The sequence below is a fragment of the Nitratireductor pacificus pht-3B genome (assembly GCF_000300335.1).
GTDB classification, from domain to species: domain Bacteria; phylum Pseudomonadota; class Alphaproteobacteria; order Rhizobiales; family Rhizobiaceae; genus Nitratireductor; species Nitratireductor pacificus.
Genome location: NZ_AMRM01000031.1, coordinates 23,516 through 41,421, shown reverse-complemented (window position 1 = coordinate 41,421; position 17,906 = coordinate 23,516). Strand labels below are relative to the sequence as shown.

Here is a 17,906-nt window from a genome sequence, read left to right as displayed (position 1 = left end):
TCAGGTCGCGCGCGCCGCCCCGCCGCAGCCCGAGGCCCCCGTCGAGACGCCGGCGACCATCCTGGCCGCCCTGCCCCAGCGCGCACTGCCGCTGCCCCGTTCCGCTCCGCGCCCGGACGTCAACGTCGGCCAGCCGCTTCCCTTCGAGGTGAAGCCGGTGGAGCAGGCGCCGACTCTTGCGGACGAAACCCCGGAGGCGACGGCAACGGCCGTTCTGGTCGCCACCAATGTCCCGATTCCCACGCGCCGGCCGGACTACGCGCCGCCGGCGGCGGTGCCGGACGAATCCACGCGTGACGCGCTCGTCCAGATGGCTTCGGCCGAGACCGGCGCTCCGGACGCCATCGCCGGGGTCCTCGCCAGCGCGCAGGAGGACGTCGAGCAACCCGTCGTCACGGCGGCCTATCTGCCCGTGCCGTCGCGCCGCCCGGTCGATGCCGCGACCCGCGAGGCCCTGGCCCGCGAGGCGGAGGCCGAGGAATTCCGCCTGGCGGCCCTGCCGCAGCCGCGTCCGGCTCCCGAGCAGCTCGCAAGCGCTGAAACGGCGATCACGCCGGTCCCGGCGCAGCCCCGCGGCGAACCCGTTTCCGCCTCGCCGCGCCTCGCGCTTCTGGCCAGCGCCGACGCCAAGCCCGGCAGGGCAGTACCGAGCGGCGCGCGCACCACGAGCAAGGGCGCGAAGCCCGGACCGGCAGACGTGTCACCGGAAGCCGAACCGGTTGTCGTGACGGCCGCCGTCGACACGAAGAGCCGCGCCTTCAGCCGGCATTCGATGTTGACCGAGGCATCCCATGCCACGCATCCGCCGGCATTCGACAGCGAATTCGTGCGTTCTCCGAAAACCGTCTACACCTCCGGTTTCGAGCAGAACACGGCCGTCGCGGATGCAACCCGCTTCACCGGCAAGGCGGTCAACTTCCTGTCGATGGCCCGTTTCCGGACGAACTGAGCCTCTCCACGGAGAACGACGCGACGGCCCGCACCCAGCGCGGGAACCCGACATCCGGCCGTCGCGCACCCGCGGAATGCAAGTCAAGCCTGTATCGACGAGGCCAGCCGCTGCATCTGCCGCAATGCCCTGCGGCAAGAATCGGAATGCAGCGGCTGCGCACGACTGATAAGCGGTCAGCTTGCCACAGGATCGCCCCGCATCCATCCGCACGAGCAAAGGACGATCCGGACCATTGATGAAGGATCGGAACAACCGAGCACCGGAGTTCGCTTTTCGGTCCGATGTCCCAGAAGGAGCCTGAAGCCCGATGACCGCCAATGCCAGCATGTTTGCCCAGTCGTTCTTCCATGGCAGCAGAGCCGAACTGAAGCCGGGAGACATGATCGTCACCGGTCACCGATCCAACTTCACCGAGGAGAAGCCGCTGTCGTGGGTCTACTTCGCGAGCACGCTGGACGCCGCCATCTGGGGTGCGGAGCTTGCAGCCGGAAGCGGGCAGGAAAGGATCTACGTCGTGGAGCCGACGGGGCCGGTAGAGGACGATCCGAACGTAACGGACAAGAAGTTTCCCGGCAATCCGACGATGTCCTATCGCTCCCGTGAGCCGCTGCGGGTCGTTGCCGAGGTGACCCAGTGGCAGGGGCACCCGCCGGAGCGGCTTCAGGAAATGAAGGACGGTCTCGCCCGCCTGAAGGCGGAGGGAAAGGACATCATCATCGATTAGACCCGTTCAGCGTTTCCGGAAACGCTGAACGGGTCTATCTCATTGTTTTTTCGCGTTTTGCAGTCAGGTGGTCCCACCTGACTGCAAAACGCTATGGTTCCGGGTTCTCGAGAGGTTGTCCTCATTGAGGTGATGGCGCGAGCGCGGCTCCCGCCCTCGCAGCGCAACGCCGTGTGACTCCCGGGGATGGTTCCCCCGATCAGCCCTTGAGCGCACGCGCCTGCCGCGCCAGCTCCTCGATGGCCGCCCAGTTTCCGGCGGCGATCTCCTTGTCCGGCGCGACCCACGATCCGCCCACGCAGATGACGTTCGGCAGGGACAGGTAGTCGCCGACATTCTTCGGCGAGACACCGCCGGTCGGGCAGAAGCGGATGGTGGCTAGCGGCGAGGCCAGCGCCTTCAGGAAGGGCGCGCCGCCCGCCTGCTCGGCGGGAAAGAATTTCAGCAGCCGATACCCTTCCTCCCGTGCGGCCATCACCTCGCTCGGCGTCGCCGCGCCCGGCAGGAACGGCACCTCGGACATGGAGGCCGCATCGAGCAGTTCCTGCGTGATGCCGGGGCTGACGATGAAACGGGCGCCCGCCGAAACCGCCTGGGAAAAATCTCTCGCGGTCAGGATCGTGCCGGCGCCGACGATGGCGTCCGGCACCTCCTCGCTGACCAGCCGGATGGCATCGATTGCATCCGGCGTGCGCAGGGTGATCTCGATGGCCGGCAGGCCGCCCCGCACCAGCGCCTGCGCCAGCGGGACGGCGTCGGCGAGGCGGTCGATCTTCAGCACGGGCATCACCGGCTGACCCTCGAGGATCGCCAGGAGCGCCTCGTCCTTCCTCTGCATGGCCGCCTTCTTCTGCATGGTGATCTCCCTGGTGGCTCTCGCCCGTTTCAAACGTTTTAGTACGCAATCAGCCGCCCTTGAACACTTTTCGCGGTCACGAGGCAAGGCGGCGTGGCGCCGGCCCGTCAAAAAAGTCCGGAGAAGAAGCGTTTCCCCGAATGCCAGAGGCGCCGGACGATCGCGCCGAGAGGCAGGCCGCGCTGCAGCGCGGCGATGCTCTCCCTTCCCGCAAGGCCATCGGCGGCAAGCAGCCGGTCATTCTGGAAGCGTATGACGGCCTGCCGCGTCAGAGGGCCGAACACGCCATCGACCGCAACGGGATAGCCCTGCGCCGACAGGAGCACCTGTAGATCGGCAACCCGAGCACCCCGGTCGCCGGGACGGAGCGGCCCGAGCTCACCCCCGCCAGCAGCCCAGAGAGCTGCCGCATAGCTGCGATAGGCGCGGGCAAGCTTGGCGTCATAGCGGTTTCCCGCATAGCCCGGGCCGTTATAGCCGCGCGCGAAGGCGCGCCAGTCGTGGCGCTCGAGCGCCACGCGCAGCCCAGCCTTATCGATATAGCGCAGCATCAGCGACATCTGGCCGGAAAGCCCGCGCCGCGCCTCCGCGACCAGCGCCTCGACATCGGCGAACCCCAGCCAGCTCCAGTGCGCGCCCATCACCTGGCCCGCGCCCCACGAAACCGATTCATATGCCGCCTTGCGGTCGATGGCGGCGGCGCGCGCCAGCATCGCCCAGCGCTCCCCCTGCCCGCGCGGATTGGCAACCGCGCCCGCTTGCGGCGCGGCCAGCCCTTCGCGGCGGGCTGTCTCCCGCTTCTCCCCGGATAATCGGCGGTCGAAATAGTGCCCCTCGAAGCGGATCAGCGGTTCGGCGCGCCCGTCGATCACCGCATGGGTGCGGCCGCCGCTTTCCACCTGCGCCACCGCCAGAAGCAGGGCGGGATCGAGCGCGTGCCGGCGCGCCATCCCGTTGATCGTCTCGATTGCATCCCTGGCAAACATCGTCACGCCTCGCTTTCGTCGCGCCGATTGTCGCGCCGAACGGCACAGCGGGGACAGATTTTTCCAGGAAAACGGAAGTGCCTTCGCGAGGCGCCCGGCAACCTTCTGGAAGCACTGCTTTTTCTTGCAACGGACCGGCCCGCGCTTTAGGAGAACCGCATGGTTTCTTCCCCGTCCGAACAGCCGGTCCGCGTTGCCGCGCTCTACCGCTTCGCCGCGCTCGGCGATCATGCGGCGCTGCGCGAGCCTCTGGCCGCATTCTGCCGGGAGCGCTCCATTCGCGGCACGCTGCTGCTGGCCGCCGAGGGCATCAACGGCACCGTCGCGGGCACGCCCGGGGCGACTGCCGAGCTGGTCGCCCATCTCGAGGCGATCCCGGCGCTTGCCGGCCTCGAGGTCAAATACAGCACGGCGGCCGCCATGCCCTTCCACCGCATGAAGGTGCGGCTGAAGAAGGAGATCGTCACTATGGGCGTGCCGGAGATCGACCCGGCCCTGCACGCGGGTACCTATGTCGACCCGGCCGACTGGAACGCCCTGATCGCCGATCCTGAAACCATGGTGATCGACACGCGCAACGCCTACGAAACGGCCATCGGCACCTTCGCGCGCGCCGAGGATCCGGAAACGGAAACCTTCCGTGATTTTCCCGCCTGGGCGGAGCAGAATCTCGGTCGCCTGAAGGGCCGCAAGGTCGCCATGTTCTGCACCGGCGGCATCCGCTGCGAGAAGGCGACGGCCTTCATGAAGCTGAAGGGCATAGACGACGTCTATCACCTGAAGGGCGGCATCCTGAAATATCTGGAAGAGGTTCCGGCCGGGGACAGCCTGTGGGAAGGCGAGTGCTTCGTCTTCGACGAGCGCGTCTCGGTCCGCCACGGCCTGGAAGAGGGCGAGGCGAGCCTCTGCCGCGCCTGCCGCCATCCCCTGATGCCGCAGGAACGCGCCTCCCCGCTCTTTCAGGAAGGCGTTTCCTGCCCGTATTGCGCCTATGCGCGCAGCGAGGCGGACCGCGCCCGCTACGCCGAGCGCCAGCGTCAGGTGGAACTGGCCGAAAAGCGCGGCAAGAGCTTCCCCATCGGCACGCCGCCGGAGAAGCCCTGACCACACGGATATTCCGGGTTCAAGCTGCCGCGGCAAGATCCGCTAGGATCGCGTCCGCATGGCTCCACAGAATGGCGCTGCCTTCACCTTCGAGCTGGTGCAGCGTGCTGTTGACGAACCGGCCATTCAACGTGGCACCAAAATCCGGCGAATGAACCGGGCTCGTATCAGCAAGGCCGAACCACAACGCCACCCGGCAGGAAATTTCCTCGACGCGGAACGGCCAGGGTGCCATGGCAAGCCGTGTGTCGCGGGCATAACCCGCCGCGCCCTGCCGAAACCCGTCGGCCAGCGCTGAGCGATAAAGCGGCGCAAACGCCTCACCTGAATAGTACGAACGATCCTGCGCTCCGCTCATCGTCTCGATCATCTGCCACAACCAGTCAGCGGTCGCGGAGGCGGCAATGTCCGCCTCCAGACGCGCCGGGTCATCCTTGGCTAGCTGCACCATGCTGGCGACGGGTTCAGGCAATTGCGACAGTACTTCCGGCGCAGACAACTCATCCTGCCCCGAAACCAGCGCCACGGCTTTCGCCACACCGGCATCCGCCAGCGCCAGCGCAAACGGCGCGCCCTGCGAAAAGCCCATCGCAAGCGCATCGTCTTCCCCGAGATGCTCAAGCAGCGCCGCCACATCCGCGCCCCAGCGCTGAAAGCTCTTTTCCGGGTCCGCGTCCGATGCACCGAGCCCCGCCCGGTCCACTGCGATCATACGCAGGCCAAGCCGTTCTGCCGCCACGCCGCCAAACGGGATCGCGCCCGCCATGCCGGCACCGGAGCAGAAGATCACGACACGGCCAGCGCGTGCGCCCCATTCATGCCAGCCGAGGCGGCGACCATCGGAAAGGGTCAGGGTGTGGGAAACGACGTCGGTCACCTGGATACCTTGCTTCTGAAAATCGGGCTGAGGCCAGTGCCACCGGGCGCGCGAAATGTCAAAGCCCGATCACAAGGGCTGACGCAATGCCGCAGCCACACCGGCGCGCGCAAAACGTTTCAGCGCCGACTCGTCCGCGCCCGCGCGCGCCTGGACGGCAATGCCGATCAGAAGCGACACCATCAGTTGCGCAAGTCCCGCCACGTCGCCGGCGGCCTCGTCCCGCCCTATCCGGGCCGACAACTGCGCCTCGATCTCATCGACAGTCGCGGTCAATGCGTCCGCGATTTCGTCATCTGCCGGCGCTTCCGCCGTCGCCGTGCACAAAACGAGACAGCCCGGCGCCACCCCCTCGCAATAAAACCCGATCACCGCATCGAAGAAGCGCGTCAGCACATCCGCGAGCGCCCCTTCGCTCTCCAGGACAGGCGAAACCGCCTCCCTCATGCGCCGGCGATAGTCTTCAAGCGCAGCCAGATACATGGCCTTCTTGTTGCCGAACGCGGCGAAAAGGCTCGGCCGGTTCATGCCCGCCGCGGACGCGATCTCGTCCAGCGAGGCCGCCGCATAGCCACGCAGGCGGAAGGCTTCCGCAATAGCCATCAGCGCCGCTTCGCGGTCATAGGCCGGTGGACGTCCACGGCGTGAAATCATTTTGTACCATCTTGCATAAAAATCATCTTCGTGCATTTTTATGCGAAACAGTACAAATATCAAGGCACTTCACGATGACCGAACGGAACAGACACCGAAACGCCCCCATGGGCACACTCGAATGGGGCCATGGAACCGCCGGCGAACTGAGGGGAAGCGAGAAGATCCGCCTTGTTGGCAACCTTGCCTTCGTGCAGGTGCGCGAGGCGGTGGACTCCCTCCGCCACCGGTTTGGCCTGCTCTCGCCCGCGCCGCTGGAGCTCGATGCGCTTCTGCCGGGAAAAACCGCATTGGTCGAGGATGCGCTTCAACTGGCCAGCGAAACCCATGACGATGCCCTGCTGTTTCACAGTTGGCGCACCTATCTTTTCGGCGCGCTCATCGCTTCGCATGAGCGACTGACCTACGATCCATCGCTTTTCTTCGCCGCCGCCATCCTGCACGACATCGGCCTGACCGACCGTCACGAACCGCATCTGTGTTCGCGCTGTTTCGCGCTCAGTGGCGGTGAAAGGGTCCGCGACCATCTTCATGCCAGGGGGCATGCCGGGCCGGTTGCGCAGAAGGTTGGCGACGCCATCGCGCTTCATCTCAACGGCTGGGTTTCCGCCCGCGCTCATGGGGCGGAGGCGCATCTCGTGTCGCGCGGTGCGGTCTGCGACCTGTTCGGTGCGGGCCGCAGGCGCATCGCGCCCGCAAGTCTTGCCGACGTTCTCCGGCGTTTTCCCCGGGACGGCGTGATCAAGGCGCTGCAGTTCGAGACGGCGGACCACAGGAAAGGCACGCGCCCCGCCGTCATGACCGGTCTTTCGGGCGGCAAGGCCCCTGCCGAACCGTTCGGTTGAGTGTCCGAATTTCTGCGCCGGCGCGCGGGGTGTCATTGCAATGCCATGAATGCGTTCCTACCTTTCCGCCAATCAAAGAGCGCGAAAACGAGGAGACGCGGATGATCGACCCGAAGAAGCTGTTGAACGACCTTTTGGGTTCGCAGGTCCCCGGCACTCAGGGCACCGTGCGCGACAAGGCCGGCCAGGCCGTGCAGCTTGCCAAGGACAATCCGCTCGCCACCGGCGCCATCGCCGCCGTCCTGCTGGGCACCAGCACCGGCCGCTCGATCACCGGCAGCGCGCTCAAGATCGGCGGCCTCGCCGCCGTCGCCGGCATTGCCTACAAAGCCTACCAGAACTACCAGGCAGGCAAGGAACCTCAGCAGGGGGCCAGGGAAGGCGAACTCCTGCCGCCGCCGGAGGACACCAGCTTCCATCCCGCGCAGGCCCCGCAGGGCGAGGGCGAATTCGCTCTTGCCTTGGTGCGCGCCATGATCGCCGCCGCCCGCGCCGACGGCCATATCGACGATGCCGAGCGCGGCAAGATCGCCGACAAGCTGAAGCTCGCCGGCGTCGGCGAAGAAGCCGAAGCCTTCCTCATGCAGGAACTGGAGGCGCCGGTCGATCTCGATGCCCTCGTCGCCGCCGCCCAGACGGACGCCCAGAAGATCGAGCTCTACACAGCCTCGCGCCTGACCATCGAGCCGAAGACGCGCGCCGAACGCGGCTATCTCGACATGCTGGCGGGCCGCCTGCGCCTGCCGGACGCGCTGATCGACCACATTGAGGCCACAGTCTCCGAAGCGACCGCCTGACCCGACCCCAGCACACTTGCGGGCGAACACCCTTGCCGCCCGCCCCTCATCCCCCTGCCGGGACCTTCTCCGCGCAGGCGGGGAAAAAGTGAAGATGAGGGGCCAGCGCAGGCATTCCCGAAATGCCCCTGCCCGTCCAGATCCAGCCGCATCCCCAAACCTCCCTTGACCCCGCTGTCATACCCCTCCTAATATCGCGTCCGGGCGGCGCGTGATGGCCGCCTCTGGCCCAAGGTTCGGGCGGCATTCGGGGCGCGGATGCCCTTGCCTGACCACCATGCATCTCTGTTGACCCGAGCGCGGCCGCGTGCCGCGCGTCAAACCTGTGGTGGTTACATGTTCAAACGCGCTCTTGCGACTTTCGCCTTCCTTGCCGCTCTTTCAACCCTCGCCTCCGCCGCCGACCGGCTGACCCTGTTCGCCGCCGCCAGCATGAAGGATGCGATGGACCGCGCCGTCGTCACCTACGGCGCCGCCGGTGGCGGAGACGTGGTCGTCTCCTTCGCCTCGAGCTCCGTGCTCGCCCGCCAAATCGAGGCCGGCGCACCCGCCGACCTGTTCATCTCGGCCAACAAGGACTGGATGGACTATCTCTCCGAACGCGATCTCGTCCGATCCGGCAGCGAGCGCGTCATCGCCGGCAACAGCCTGGTCATTGCCGCCGCCGAAGGTACCGAGCCGGTGAGCGATCCGGAATTGCTGCTCGACACCCGCTTCGCCATGGGCGACCCGAGCCATGTGCCGGCCGGCAAATATGCAAAGACCGCGCTGGAGAGCCTCGGCCTGTGGTCGAAGCTGGAGAAGAACGCCGTGTTCGGCGAGAATGTCCGCGTAGCGCTGGAACTCGCCAATCGCGGCGAGGTCAAGGCGGCGATCGTCTACGGCTCCGACCAGAAGGCGGCGGGCGGCCTCGCGCGGGCCTACACCTTTCCCTCCGGCAGCCACGCGCCCGTCATCTATCCCGCGGCGGCCATGAAGGATGCGTCGCCCGAGGCGGAAGCCTTTCTCGACTTCCTGACCAGCGAGGCAGGCCAGGCGATCTTCGCCGAGCTGGGCTTCTCCCCGGCCGCCGAATAGACGTCGATCATGGGCGAGGCCGAACTTTCGATCATTCTCCTGTCGGCAAGGGTGGCGCTGGTCGCCATCCTGGCCGCGCTGGTTCCGGCCTTCGCCGTCGCCTGGCTGCTGGCGCGCAAGCGCTTTCCCGGCAAGGGCCTTCTCCAGGCCCTTGTCACGCTGCCGCTGGTTCTTCCCCCGGTCGTCACCGGATACGGCCTGCTCGTCCTGTTCGGCGCCAAAGGGCCGCTCGGCCGCTTCTTCGAGCAGGTGTTCGGCCTCCAGTTCGCGTTTCGCTGGACGGGTGCCGCGCTCGCCGCCGCCGTGATGGCCTTTCCCCTGCTTGTCCGCCCGATCCGGCTGTCGCTGGAGGCCATCGACCAGGGCTATGCGGAGGCCGCGCGCACGCTGGGCGCCTCGCGCCTGACAGTGTTCCTAACCGTCACCCTGCCGCTCGCCCTGCCCGGCGTCATCGCCGGCGCGGTGCTCGGCTTCGCCAAGGCGCTGGGCGAGTTCGGGGCGACGATCACCTTCGTCTCCAACATTCCCGGCGAGACGCAGACGCTGTCGCTGGCGATCTACGCCCTGCTCCAGACGCCGTCGGGCGACGCCGCCGCGCTGCGGCTGATCCTGATCGCCATCGCGATTGCCCTCGCCGCGATCGTCGCATCGGAAATCCTCGCCCGCAGGCTGACCCGCGAGGAAACCCGATGAGCGCGCTCGAAGTCGACATCAGGGGCCGGGCGGGCTCCTTCGAGATCGAGACGGCCTTCAGCGCCGGGCCGGGCGTGACAGCCCTGTTCGGTCCGTCGGGCGCCGGCAAGTCGACCCTTCTGAAGATGATCGCCGGCACGGCGCGACCCCGATCGGGCCGCATCGTCGTCGCCGGCAGCACGCTCTACGATTCCGCCGCCGGCATAGACCTGCCGCCCGAGCGGCGCGGTGTCGGCTTCGTGTTCCAGGAAGCCCGCCTCTTCCCGCACCTGTCGGTGCGCCGGAACCTCACCTATGCGCGCTGGGCCGGACGCCGAAGGGGAACGCGCGCCTTCGACGAGGTGGTGGCGCTGCTCGGCATCGGCGACCGCCTCGACAGCGCCCCGGCGACACTGTCGGGCGGGGAGCGGCAGCGCGTCGCCATCGGCCGCGCGCTTCTGGCCGATCCCGCTCTGCTTCTGATGGACGAGCCGCTGTCCTCGCTCGACAAGGCGCGGCGCGGCGAGATCCTGCCCTATCTCGAGGCGATCCGCACCGAAGCCGGCATACCGATCCTCTATGTCAGCCACGAGACGGCGGAAGTGGCGCAGCTGGCCGATACCGTCGTGCTGGTCGACAAGGGGCGCGTCGCCGGCGTCGGCCCGGCAGCGGCGATGCTCGCCCGTTTCAGCCTCGCCGCCGGCAGCGACGCCAGCGAGGCCGCGACGCTGATCGAGGGCCGCGTGACAGGGATCGATCCCGCCTATCACACGGCGGTCGTTTCCCTGGAGACGGGACGGCTCGAACTCACCGGCAACGGGTTTGCGGAGGGAATGGTGGTGCGCCTGCGGGTGCGCGCCGCGGATGTGGCCATCGCCAGCGCCCCGCATGACGGGCTGTCGATCCGCAACCAGCTTCCCTGCACGGTCGGCGCGCTTCATCGCGACGGCGCCTTCGCCATGGTGACGCTGCATCTCGGCGAACAGCGCCTGATCGCCCGTATCACCGCCAAGTCGGCGGATATGCTGGACCTGGCGCCGGGCCGCGAGGCCTATGCCCTGCTCAAGGCCGTCTCCGTCGAGATGGCCCGCATCGAGCGGCAGACGACAGGCGGCTGACGCGTCAGGCGCGATGCATCGAGACGCGGACGTCCGGACCCGAACGGATCGTCTGGTAGACCACGCAATAGCGCTCGGTCAGCTTCAGGAGCTGGTCGAGCTGTTCCTGCGGCGCGTCGGTGTCGATCTCGAAGGTCAGCCGGATCTCCGCGAAGCCGACGGGCGCCGTCTTGTCGACGCCCAGCGTGCCGCGAAAGTCCAGATCGCCCTCGGCGGAAACCGCGCCGGAACGCAGCGGTATCTCCAGCGCCGTGGCGACCGCCTTCAGCGTCACGCCGGCGCAGGCGACGAGCGCCTCCAGCAGCATGTCGCCCGAACACAGTTCAAGGCCGCTGCCGCCGGTGGCGGGGTGCAGGCCGGCGACGGCCAGAGCCCGCCCCGTCTCCACCCTGCAGGCGACATTCTGGTCGTCCAGCGTTCCGCGCGCCGTGAGCGTGATGCGGGCCGCCTGCGGCTCGCCTCTGTAGCGGTCCTTGATCGGCGCCTGGATGGCGCGCAGGGTTGCGGCGTCCATGGTGGCCTCCCCTTCCGGTACGGTCGTCCTGCGACAGGCGACGGGAAGCCGCCATTCTAGCACGAATCCGTCCCGGGACAGCAGGTCCCAAGTTTAGCTTGCATCGCGTCATATGCGGTGGAAACATGACCGTGGAAGCGTCTTTCAACGGAACGTCACAATGCGGCGCTAGAGACCGCAGCAGAGCCTATTGGGAGAATCCACGATGAAGAAAAGCCTCGCCCTCGCCTCGCTGACCGCGTCGGCACTCGCGCTCAGCGCCGGCGCCGCCTTTGCCGACTACACGCTGAACATCCTGCACATGAACGATTGGCACAGCCGCATCGAGCCGATCAACAAGTTCGATTCCACCTGTTCGGCGGAAGACGACGACAAGGGCGAGTGTTTTGGCGGCGCGGCGCGCCTCGTCACCGCCGTCGCCGAGGCGCGCAAGGCGCTCGACGGGCAGAACGTGCTGTTCCTCAATGCCGGCGACAACTTCCAGGGCTCGCTGTTCTACACCACCTATAAGGGCACCGTCGAAGCGGAGTTCCTGAATCTGATGAAGACCGACGCCATGGTCGTCGGCAACCACGAGTTTGACGATGGCGAGGACGGTCTCGCCGCGTTCCTCGGCGCGGTCGATTTCCCCGTGCTCGGTTCCAACGTCAAGGCGACCTCCGCCTCGGCCCTGGGCGACCGGGTGAAGGAGTATGTGATCCTCGACGTGGGCGGCGAGAAGATCGCGCTGGTCGGCGCCGTCGCCAACGACACCGCCGAGCTTTCCTCGCCCGGCGAGCACGTCTCGATCATCGAGGATGTCGCCGGCATCACCGAGGCCGTGAAGGCGGCCACCGCCGACGGCGTCAACAAGGTGATCGCGCTCACGCATGTGGGCTATCCCCGCGATCTCGAGGCGATTGCCAAGATTCCCGGCGTCGACGCGGTCGTCGGCGGCCACAGCAACACGCTGCTCTCCAACACGATCCAGGGTGCTGCCGGTCCCTACCCGACCATGGTCGACAATCCGGACGGCCATCAGGTTCCGGTGGTGCAGGCTGCGTCCTACTCGAAATATCTGGGCGGCCTGAACCTGGTCTTCAACGATGACGGCGTGGTGACCTCGGCCACCGGCGACGTCAAACTGGTCGATGCCTCCGTCGCCAAGGACGAGGCGGTCGTCGCCCGCGTCAAGGAACTGGCCGGGCCGATCGAGGAACTGAAGAACAAGGTCGTCGCCGAAACGGCCGCGCCGGTCGACGGCAGCCGCGACACCTGCCGCGCCGGCGAATGCGAGATGGGCAATCTCGTCACCGACGCCATGGTCGACCGCACGAAGGACCAGGGCGTCCAGTTCGCCATCACCAATGGCGGCGGCCTGCGCGCCTCGATCGACCAGGGCGAGGTGACGATGGGCGAGGTGCTCGGCGTCCTGCCGTTCCAGAACACGCTCGCCACCTTCCAGATCAAGGGCGCCGACATCGTGGCGTCGCTTGAAAGCGGCGTCAGCCAGATCGAGGACGGCGCCGGACGTTTCCCGCAGGTCTCCGGCCTGCGCTTCGCGTTCGACCCGTCGGTCGCGCCGAACGAGGGCCGCGTCAAATCGGTGGAAGTGAAGGACGGGGACGGCTGGAAGGCGATCGAGCCTGACACCACCTACACGGTCGCCACCAACAACTTCATGCGCAATGGCGGCGACGGCTACAAGCTCTTCGCCGACAATGCCGAAAATGCCTATGATTACGGCCCGGGCCTCGAGCAGGTGCTGGCCGACTATATGGCCCAGAACATCCCCTACAAGCCCTTCACCGAAGGCCGCATCACCAAGGTGGAAGCGACTGTCGCAGCGGCCGAAGGAGAGATGAAGAAGGACGAAGAATCCGCCGAAGCGGCAGCCGAGGACGCCACGGAAACGACCGAGGGCGCCGCGGAAGGCGCAGCCACCGAAATGGCGGCCGCTTCCACCGGCACCGAGACATCGGCCGCCGCCGGCACGCGCTACACCATTGCCGCCGGCGACACGCTGTGGGACATCGCCGCAAGCCACTACGGCGACCCGAACAAATGGCGTGCGATTGCCGAAGCCAATCCGAGCGTCAACGCCCGGCGGCTCGAGATCGGCTCGATGCTGGAACTGCCCGCCGCCAACTGATCCCGACGCATCGTCAAGGAAAGGCCCCGCATGACAGGCGGGGCCTTTCATTTATCGACAACGGTCAGGCGGGACGGCGTCTGCCGGCGCTCAAACGGTTGTCCGATGCCGGCGCTGAGCCGAGCTCCGGTCCTCCCATTCCGCCTTCAGCAGCGCATAGATGAACTCGTCTCCCCATGCGCCGTTGAAGCGATCGTTCTGCAGCAAATGCGCTTCACGGCGCAGGCGCAGCCGTTCGACCACTCCGACCGATCCTGCGTTCAGGGGATCGAGCCGCGCAAAGATCCGGTGAAACCCGCATCGGCCGAAACCGAAATCGAGCATCATCCGGACCGCTTCGGTGGCATATCCGGCGCCTGTGAAGTCAGGATTGAAGATGTAGCCGATCTCGCCCTGCAGGGCTGCCTTGTTCGCCATCTTCAGCAGGACCTCGCCAAGCAGTGCGGCATCGTCCCGCCGGATCACCGCCAGACGCATCGTGTCGCCGTCCTCCTCGAAGCGGAGGGACATCGCCGCCGCGAATTGTTCAGCGAGGGCATCCGCGTCAGGGACCGGGGCATAGAGGAACCTGTAGACCTCCGGCCGTGTGTGATACGCGTCATAGGCCGCGCGGTCGGAAGGGGCGAAGGGCCGCAATTCGAGGCGCTCGGAAACGATTGGCGGGAAGGTCTGGCTTGTCATCGGGCCTCGGGCTGAAAGATCACTTCGGCCGGCATGTATGGTGGGACGGCCGGACGGACAAGGCCGGCTTCGGGAACACTGCCGCCTCGAAACGAGTTTTTGCTGCCTGCGGCTAGAGGCTCCATTGAAAACCGTCCCGGCTTCGCTAGCTTCCGGGGAATAACTGGAGTCCATGAATGAACCTGCCCACGAAAATCGATCCCCGGACCGCCAGGGCAATCGGCCCCCTGCCCGCCGGCCACCCGCCCACACGTGTCGGCAAGGTGGGCGTCCTGCTGGTCAATCTGGGCACGCCGGACGGGACCGACTACGCACCGATGCGGCGCTACCTCAAGGAGTTCCTGTCCGACAGGCGCGTCATCGAATGGCCCCGCGCGATCTGGTTTCCGATTCTCTACGGCATCGTTCTGAACACGCGGCCGAAGAAGTCGGGCGCGGCCTATCGGCAGATCTGGAACCATGAACGCAACGAGTCGCCGCTGCGCACCTTCACCCGCGCCCAGGGCGAAAGGCTCGCGGCCGCGCTCGCCGGCAGCGAGCACATCGTCGTCGACTGGGCCATGCGCTACGGCCAGCCATCGATCGAGACGGTAACGAAAAGCCTGATGGAGCGTGGTTGCGACCGCATCGTGATGTTCCCGCTCTACCCGCAATATTCGGCGACGACGACGGCCACGGTGAACGACAAGTTCTTCGAGGCGCTGATGAAGATGCGTTTCCAGCCCGCCGTGCGCACCGTGCCGTCCTATCAGGACGAGCCGGTCTATATCGAGGCGCTGGCCCGGTCCATCGAAACGCATCTGGCGGGTCTCGACCATGAGCCGGAGGTCGTGATCGCCTCCTATCACGGCATTCCGCAAAGCTATTTTCAGCGCGGCGACCCCTATCACTGCCATTGCCAGAAGACGACGCGGCTGCTGCGCGAACGGCTCGGCTGGGACGAAAAACGCCTGATCACCTGCTTTCAATCCCGCTTCGGCCCCGAGGAATGGCTGCAGCCCTACACGGACAAGACGGTCGAGAAACTCGCCCGCGAGGGCGTCAGGTCCATCGCCGTCTTCAACCCCGGCTTCGTCTCCGATTGCCTGGAGACGCTGGAGGAGATTGCCGGAGAGGCCGGCGAGATCTTCCGTCACGCGGGCGGCGAGAATTTCAGCCATATCCCCTGCCTGAACGATACGGATGACGGCATGGCGGTGATCGAGACGCTGGTGCGGCACGAACTCGCCGGCTGGCTGTAGGGAGGCGGGATCGCGGAGCGCAACCCTTCGTTGAAGACCTTTGTGCCGACAACATTTGATTTGGCTGAACTTGCGCTAGACTGCGCCACATCATCGAATCGCGCCCGCCGGGCCGAGCCAGGAGACACCCATGCCCTTTTCCGGTTTCGACGTGATCATCCCCGTTCTGGTGGTCCTCGTCCTGCTTTTGATCTTCGCCGGCATCAAAACGGTGCCGCAGGGCTTCAACTACACGGTTGAACGGTTCGGCGGCTACACGCGCACGCTGACGCCCGGCCTCAACATCATCGTCCCCTTCATCGACCGCATCGGCGCCAAGATGAACATGATGGAGCAGGTGCTGGACGTCCCGACCCAGGAGGTCATCACCCGCGACAACGCAATCGTCGCCGTCGACGGCGTCGCCTTCTACCAGGTGCTGACCGCCGCGCAGGCGGCCTACCAGGTCTCCGGCCTGCAGAACGCCATCCTCAACCTGACCATGACCAACATCCGTTCGGTGATGGGTTCGATGGACCTCGACGAGCTGCTGTCGAACCGCGACACGATCAATGAAAGGCTTCTGCGCATCGTCGACGACGCGGCCAGCCCCTGGGGCATCAAGATGACGCGCGTCGAGATCAAGGACATCAACCCGCCCGCCAACCTCGTCGAGAGCATGGCGCGCCAGATGATGGCCGAGCGCAACAAGCGCGCGCAGATCCTTGAAGCCGAGGGCTTGAAACAGGCGCAGATTCTCGAAGCCGAAGGCCGTCGCGAAGCCGCCTTCCGCGATGCAGAAGCGCGCGAACGCGGCGCCGAGGCGGAAGCCCGCGCCACGCAGGTCGTTTCGGAGGCCATCGCCGCCGGTGACGTGCAGGCGGTCAACTACTTCGTCGCGCAGAAATACACCGAGGCGCTGGCGACCGTCGGCTCGGCGCCCAACAGCAAGGTCGTGCTGATGCCGATGGAGGCGTCCTCGCTGATCGGCTCGCTGGGTGGCATCGGCGCCATCGCGCGCGAGGTGTTCGGCGATGGCTCGGGCCAGCAACCGGAGCGTCCGCGCACTGTTTCGGCCCGCCCCCCGCGCACCGGCCCGGTCGAGGGATAAGGCATGCTCCTGCACATCTTCTCCGAACTCGGTCCCTGGAACTGGATGCTCCTCGGCTTTGTGCTGCTTGCCGCGGAAATCCTCGTCTCCGGCGTCTTCCTCCTGTGGATCGGCATCGCCGCGCTCTTGACCGGCGCCATCTCGATCCAGCTCTGGGGAAAGGATTTCTGGAGCTGGCAGGTGCAGGTGCTGGTCTTCCTCGCCCTGTCCCTGATCTCCGCCTACGCGGGCAAGCGACTGATGGATTCGCGCCGCAACGAGGAGACGGACCAGCCGCTCCTCAACCGCCGCGCGGAGCAGTTGGTCGGCCGCACCGCGCGCCTCGAGACAGCCATAGAGAACGGCTTCGGCCGGGTTCGCCTGGACGACACGATCTGGCGCGTCAGCGGCCCCGACATGGCGGCCGGGGCGCAGGTCAGGATCGTCGCGGTCAGGAACGGAACGCTGGAGATCGAGGCGGCTTGAATCCGCTCGACGTTTCGGTGAAATGTCGAGCGGGTCTATGCCTTCGCTGCTCCGCGATCAGGCAGCGCCAATGCGCAGCAGGTCGTGCAGGTGGATGACGCCGCACGGCTTGCGATCCTCGACGACCATCAGCGTGGTGATCGAGGACGAGTTGACGAGTTGCAGGGCGCTTTCCGCCAGCATGTCGGGGGCGATGGTCTTGGGGTTTGGCGTCATCACCTGATCGACGGTCATCGACAGCAGCTCGCTGTCGATATGGCGGCGCAGATCGCCATCGGTGATGATGCCGATCAGCACGCCTTCGGCATCGACGATGCCGACGCAGCCGAACCCCTTCTGGGTCATTTCCAGGATCGCTTCGCGCATCAGCGCGCCGCTCGCCGCCAGCGGCAGCTCGTCGCCCTGATGCATGATGTTGCGCACCTGGGTCAGTTTCGCGCCCAGCTGCCCGCCCGGGTGGAAGGTGCGGAAATGGTCGGCCGTAAAACCCCGCGCCTCCAGGAGCGCGACCGCCAGCGCATCGCCGATCACCAGTTGCAGCACTGTCGACGTGGTCGGCGCAAGCCCGTGCGGGCAGGCTTCCGGCGCGCGCGGCAGGCCGAGCACGACCGTCGCTTCCTTGGCGAGCGCCGAGCTGGTGCCGGCCGTGATGGCGATCAGCGGAATAGCGAAGCGGCGCGCATAGGCGACGATCCCCTGCAATTCGGTCGTCTCCCCCGACCACGACATGGCGAGGATCGCATCGTCGCGGCCGATCATGCCGAGATCGCCGTGATTGGCTTCCGCCGGGTGGACGAAAAAGGCCGGCGTTCCCGTTGAAGCCAGCGTGGCGGCGATCTTCGAACCGATATGGCCGCTTTTGCCCACCCCGGTGACGATGAGCCGCCCGCTGATCTGCGAAACGGTCTGAACCGCCTTCGCGAAGGGCTCTGCCAGCCCGTTGTCCAGCGCCTCGGCCAGCGCCTGGAGGCCGGCCTGTTCCGTTTCGAGCGTGCGTACGGCGGATTCGATGACGCTGCGCCGGTCGATGGTCATGGTGTTGTGCTTGAGCATGAAACTGCCCTTACTCCGACAGGCGCCGCCTGTCCAATCCTGTTTGCCCATTTGCCCGGGCAGTTTCGC

The 17,906-nt window shown here is 66.6% G+C and carries 18 protein-coding genes and 1 pseudogene; 12 read left to right on the top strand and 7 right to left on the bottom strand.

Features of this window, described 5'->3' with window-relative positions:
• Both NA2_RS20345 and arr read left to right on the top strand, forming a co-directional pair.
• Positions 1-949 (top strand): annotated as a pseudogene (locus NA2_RS20345) (DUF882 domain-containing protein); the annotation flags it as partial.
• A gap of 310 nt (positions 950-1,259) precedes the next feature.
• The gene (gene arr, locus NA2_RS20340; protein WP_008599148.1) at positions 1,260-1,676 is read left to right on the top strand and encodes an NAD(+)--rifampin ADP-ribosyltransferase; all 417 of its coding nucleotides are present in this window, start codon (positions 1,260-1,262) and stop codon (positions 1,674-1,676) included.
• Between the two features lie 199 nt (positions 1,677-1,875).
• Here the strand turns inward: arr and NA2_RS20335 are convergent, their stop codons facing one another.
• Positions 1,876-2,514 (bottom strand): 2-dehydro-3-deoxy-phosphogluconate aldolase, encoded by a 639-nt coding sequence (locus NA2_RS20335; RefSeq protein ID WP_008599147.1) that lies wholly within the window; start codon positions 2,512-2,514, stop codon positions 1,876-1,878.
• Between the two features lie 125 nt (positions 2,515-2,639).
• Positions 2,640-3,518 carry an N-acetylmuramidase domain-containing protein gene (locus tag NA2_RS20330; RefSeq protein ID WP_040678837.1) on the bottom strand — a complete coding sequence of 293 codons (879 nt, stop codon included), beginning with the start codon at positions 3,516-3,518 and terminating at the stop codon, positions 2,640-2,642.
• A gap of 159 nt (positions 3,519-3,677) precedes the next feature.
• On the opposite strand from NA2_RS20330, the gene trhO reads away from it, so the two are divergent.
• Complete coding sequence (gene trhO, locus NA2_RS20325) at positions 3,678-4,622, top strand: oxygen-dependent tRNA uridine(34) hydroxylase TrhO (RefSeq protein WP_008599145.1); 945 nt, start codon at positions 3,678-3,680, stop codon at positions 4,620-4,622.
• 19 nt (positions 4,623-4,641) lie between these two features.
• Here trhO and NA2_RS20320 read toward each other — a convergent pair whose 3' ends face one another.
• Positions 4,642-5,499, bottom strand: coding sequence for an alpha/beta fold hydrolase (locus NA2_RS20320; protein ID WP_008599144.1), 858 nt, complete (start codon positions 5,497-5,499; stop codon positions 4,642-4,644).
• Positions 5,500-5,568: 69 nt separating this feature from the next.
• Entirely contained in the window at positions 5,569-6,189 is a 621-nt protein-coding gene (locus NA2_RS20315) for a TetR/AcrR family transcriptional regulator (RefSeq protein WP_244423689.1), read from the bottom strand.
• 71 nt (positions 6,190-6,260) lie between these two features.
• On the opposite strand from NA2_RS20315, the gene NA2_RS20310 reads away from it, so the two are divergent.
• From NA2_RS20310 to modC, 5 genes are all read left to right on the top strand, one after another.
• Entirely contained in the window at positions 6,261-6,998 is a 738-nt protein-coding gene (locus NA2_RS20310) for an HD domain-containing protein (RefSeq protein WP_008599142.1), read from the top strand.
• 101 nt (positions 6,999-7,099) lie between these two features.
• Positions 7,100-7,795, top strand: coding sequence for a tellurite resistance TerB family protein (locus NA2_RS20305; RefSeq protein ID WP_008599141.1), 696 nt, complete (start codon positions 7,100-7,102; stop codon positions 7,793-7,795).
• A gap of 336 nt (positions 7,796-8,131) precedes the next feature.
• On the top strand, positions 8,132-8,872 hold the full coding sequence (gene modA / locus NA2_RS20300) for a molybdate ABC transporter substrate-binding protein (protein WP_008599140.1): 741 nt from the start codon (positions 8,132-8,134) through the stop codon (positions 8,870-8,872).
• 9 nt (positions 8,873-8,881) lie between these two features.
• Positions 8,882-9,565, top strand: coding sequence for a molybdate ABC transporter permease subunit (gene modB, locus NA2_RS20295; protein WP_008599139.1), 684 nt, complete (start codon positions 8,882-8,884; stop codon positions 9,563-9,565).
• Positions 9,562-10,662 (top strand): molybdenum ABC transporter ATP-binding protein, encoded by a 1,101-nt coding sequence (gene modC, locus NA2_RS20290; protein ID WP_008599138.1) that lies wholly within the window; start codon positions 9,562-9,564, stop codon positions 10,660-10,662. The genes modB and modC overlap by 4 nt, the downstream gene beginning before the upstream one ends.
• Positions 10,663-10,666: 4 nt before the next feature.
• Here the strand turns inward: modC and NA2_RS20285 are convergent, their stop codons facing one another.
• On the bottom strand, positions 10,667-11,176 hold the full coding sequence (locus NA2_RS20285) for an OsmC family protein (protein ID WP_008599137.1): 510 nt from the start codon (positions 11,174-11,176) through the stop codon (positions 10,667-10,669).
• A 205-nt stretch (positions 11,177-11,381) separates the two neighbouring features.
• Between NA2_RS20285 and NA2_RS20280 the strand changes: the two genes are divergently transcribed.
• Positions 11,382-13,307 (top strand): 5'-nucleotidase C-terminal domain-containing protein, encoded by a 1,926-nt coding sequence (locus tag NA2_RS20280; protein WP_008599136.1) that lies wholly within the window; start codon positions 11,382-11,384, stop codon positions 13,305-13,307.
• Between the two features lie 90 nt (positions 13,308-13,397).
• Here the strand turns inward: NA2_RS20280 and NA2_RS20275 are convergent, their stop codons facing one another.
• On the bottom strand, positions 13,398-13,988 hold the full coding sequence (locus tag NA2_RS20275; protein WP_008599135.1) for a GNAT family N-acetyltransferase: 591 nt from the start codon (positions 13,986-13,988) through the stop codon (positions 13,398-13,400).
• 176 nt (positions 13,989-14,164) lie between these two features.
• Between NA2_RS20275 and hemH the strand changes: the two genes are divergently transcribed.
• The 3 genes from hemH to NA2_RS20260 all read left to right on the top strand — a co-directional run bounded on the left by hemH (position 14,165) and on the right by NA2_RS20260 (position 16,784).
• Positions 14,165-15,229, top strand: a complete 1,065-nt coding sequence (hemH, locus tag NA2_RS20270) for a ferrochelatase (protein ID WP_008599134.1) — start codon at positions 14,165-14,167, stop codon at positions 15,227-15,229.
• 130 nt (positions 15,230-15,359) lie between these two features.
• Positions 15,360-16,319 (top strand): SPFH domain-containing protein, encoded by a 960-nt coding sequence (locus NA2_RS20265; RefSeq protein WP_008599133.1) that lies wholly within the window; start codon positions 15,360-15,362, stop codon positions 16,317-16,319.
• Positions 16,320-16,322: 3 nt separating this feature from the next.
• Positions 16,323-16,784, top strand: coding sequence for an NfeD family protein (locus NA2_RS20260; RefSeq protein WP_008599132.1), 462 nt, complete (start codon positions 16,323-16,325; stop codon positions 16,782-16,784).
• A gap of 57 nt (positions 16,785-16,841) precedes the next feature.
• Here the strand turns inward: NA2_RS20260 and NA2_RS20255 are convergent, their stop codons facing one another.
• Positions 16,842-17,837, bottom strand: a complete 996-nt coding sequence (locus NA2_RS20255; protein ID WP_008599131.1) for a KpsF/GutQ family sugar-phosphate isomerase — start codon at positions 17,835-17,837, stop codon at positions 16,842-16,844.
• Positions 17,838-17,906 lie beyond the last annotated feature (69 nt).

What these genes read in the sequence shown, in the direction of transcription:
- arr (WP_008599148.1), top strand. Translation starts at nt 1,260, where the DNA reads ATGACCGCCAATGCCAGCATGTTTGCCCAGTCGTTCTTCCATGGCAGC.
- NA2_RS20335 (WP_008599147.1), bottom strand. Translation starts at nt 2,514, where the DNA reads ATGCAGAGGAAGGACGAGGCGCTCCTGGCGATCCTCGAGGGTCAGCCG.
- NA2_RS20330 (WP_040678837.1), bottom strand. Translation starts at nt 3,518, where the DNA reads ATGTTTGCCAGGGATGCAATCGAGACGATCAACGGGATGGCGCGCCGG.
- trhO (WP_008599145.1), top strand. Translation starts at nt 3,678, where the DNA reads ATGGTTTCTTCCCCGTCCGAACAGCCGGTCCGCGTTGCCGCGCTCTAC.
- NA2_RS20315 (WP_244423689.1), bottom strand. Translation starts at nt 6,189, where the DNA reads ATGCACGAAGATGATTTTTATGCAAGATGGTACAAAATGATTTCACGC.
- NA2_RS20310 (WP_008599142.1), top strand. Translation starts at nt 6,261, where the DNA reads ATGGGCACACTCGAATGGGGCCATGGAACCGCCGGCGAACTGAGGGGA.
- NA2_RS20305 (WP_008599141.1), top strand. Translation starts at nt 7,100, where the DNA reads ATGATCGACCCGAAGAAGCTGTTGAACGACCTTTTGGGTTCGCAGGTC.
- modA (WP_008599140.1), top strand. Translation starts at nt 8,132, where the DNA reads ATGTTCAAACGCGCTCTTGCGACTTTCGCCTTCCTTGCCGCTCTTTCA.
- modB (WP_008599139.1), top strand. Translation starts at nt 8,882, where the DNA reads ATGGGCGAGGCCGAACTTTCGATCATTCTCCTGTCGGCAAGGGTGGCG.
- modC (WP_008599138.1), top strand. Translation starts at nt 9,562, where the DNA reads ATGAGCGCGCTCGAAGTCGACATCAGGGGCCGGGCGGGCTCCTTCGAG.
- NA2_RS20285 (WP_008599137.1), bottom strand. Translation starts at nt 11,176, where the DNA reads ATGGACGCCGCAACCCTGCGCGCCATCCAGGCGCCGATCAAGGACCGC.
- NA2_RS20280 (WP_008599136.1), top strand. Translation starts at nt 11,382, where the DNA reads ATGAAGAAAAGCCTCGCCCTCGCCTCGCTGACCGCGTCGGCACTCGCG.
- NA2_RS20275 (WP_008599135.1), bottom strand. Translation starts at nt 13,988, where the DNA reads ATGACAAGCCAGACCTTCCCGCCAATCGTTTCCGAGCGCCTCGAATTG.
- hemH (WP_008599134.1), top strand. Translation starts at nt 14,165, where the DNA reads ATGAACCTGCCCACGAAAATCGATCCCCGGACCGCCAGGGCAATCGGC.
- NA2_RS20265 (WP_008599133.1), top strand. Translation starts at nt 15,360, where the DNA reads ATGCCCTTTTCCGGTTTCGACGTGATCATCCCCGTTCTGGTGGTCCTC.
- NA2_RS20260 (WP_008599132.1), top strand. Translation starts at nt 16,323, where the DNA reads ATGCTCCTGCACATCTTCTCCGAACTCGGTCCCTGGAACTGGATGCTC.
- NA2_RS20255 (WP_008599131.1), bottom strand. Translation starts at nt 17,837, where the DNA reads ATGCTCAAGCACAACACCATGACCATCGACCGGCGCAGCGTCATCGAA.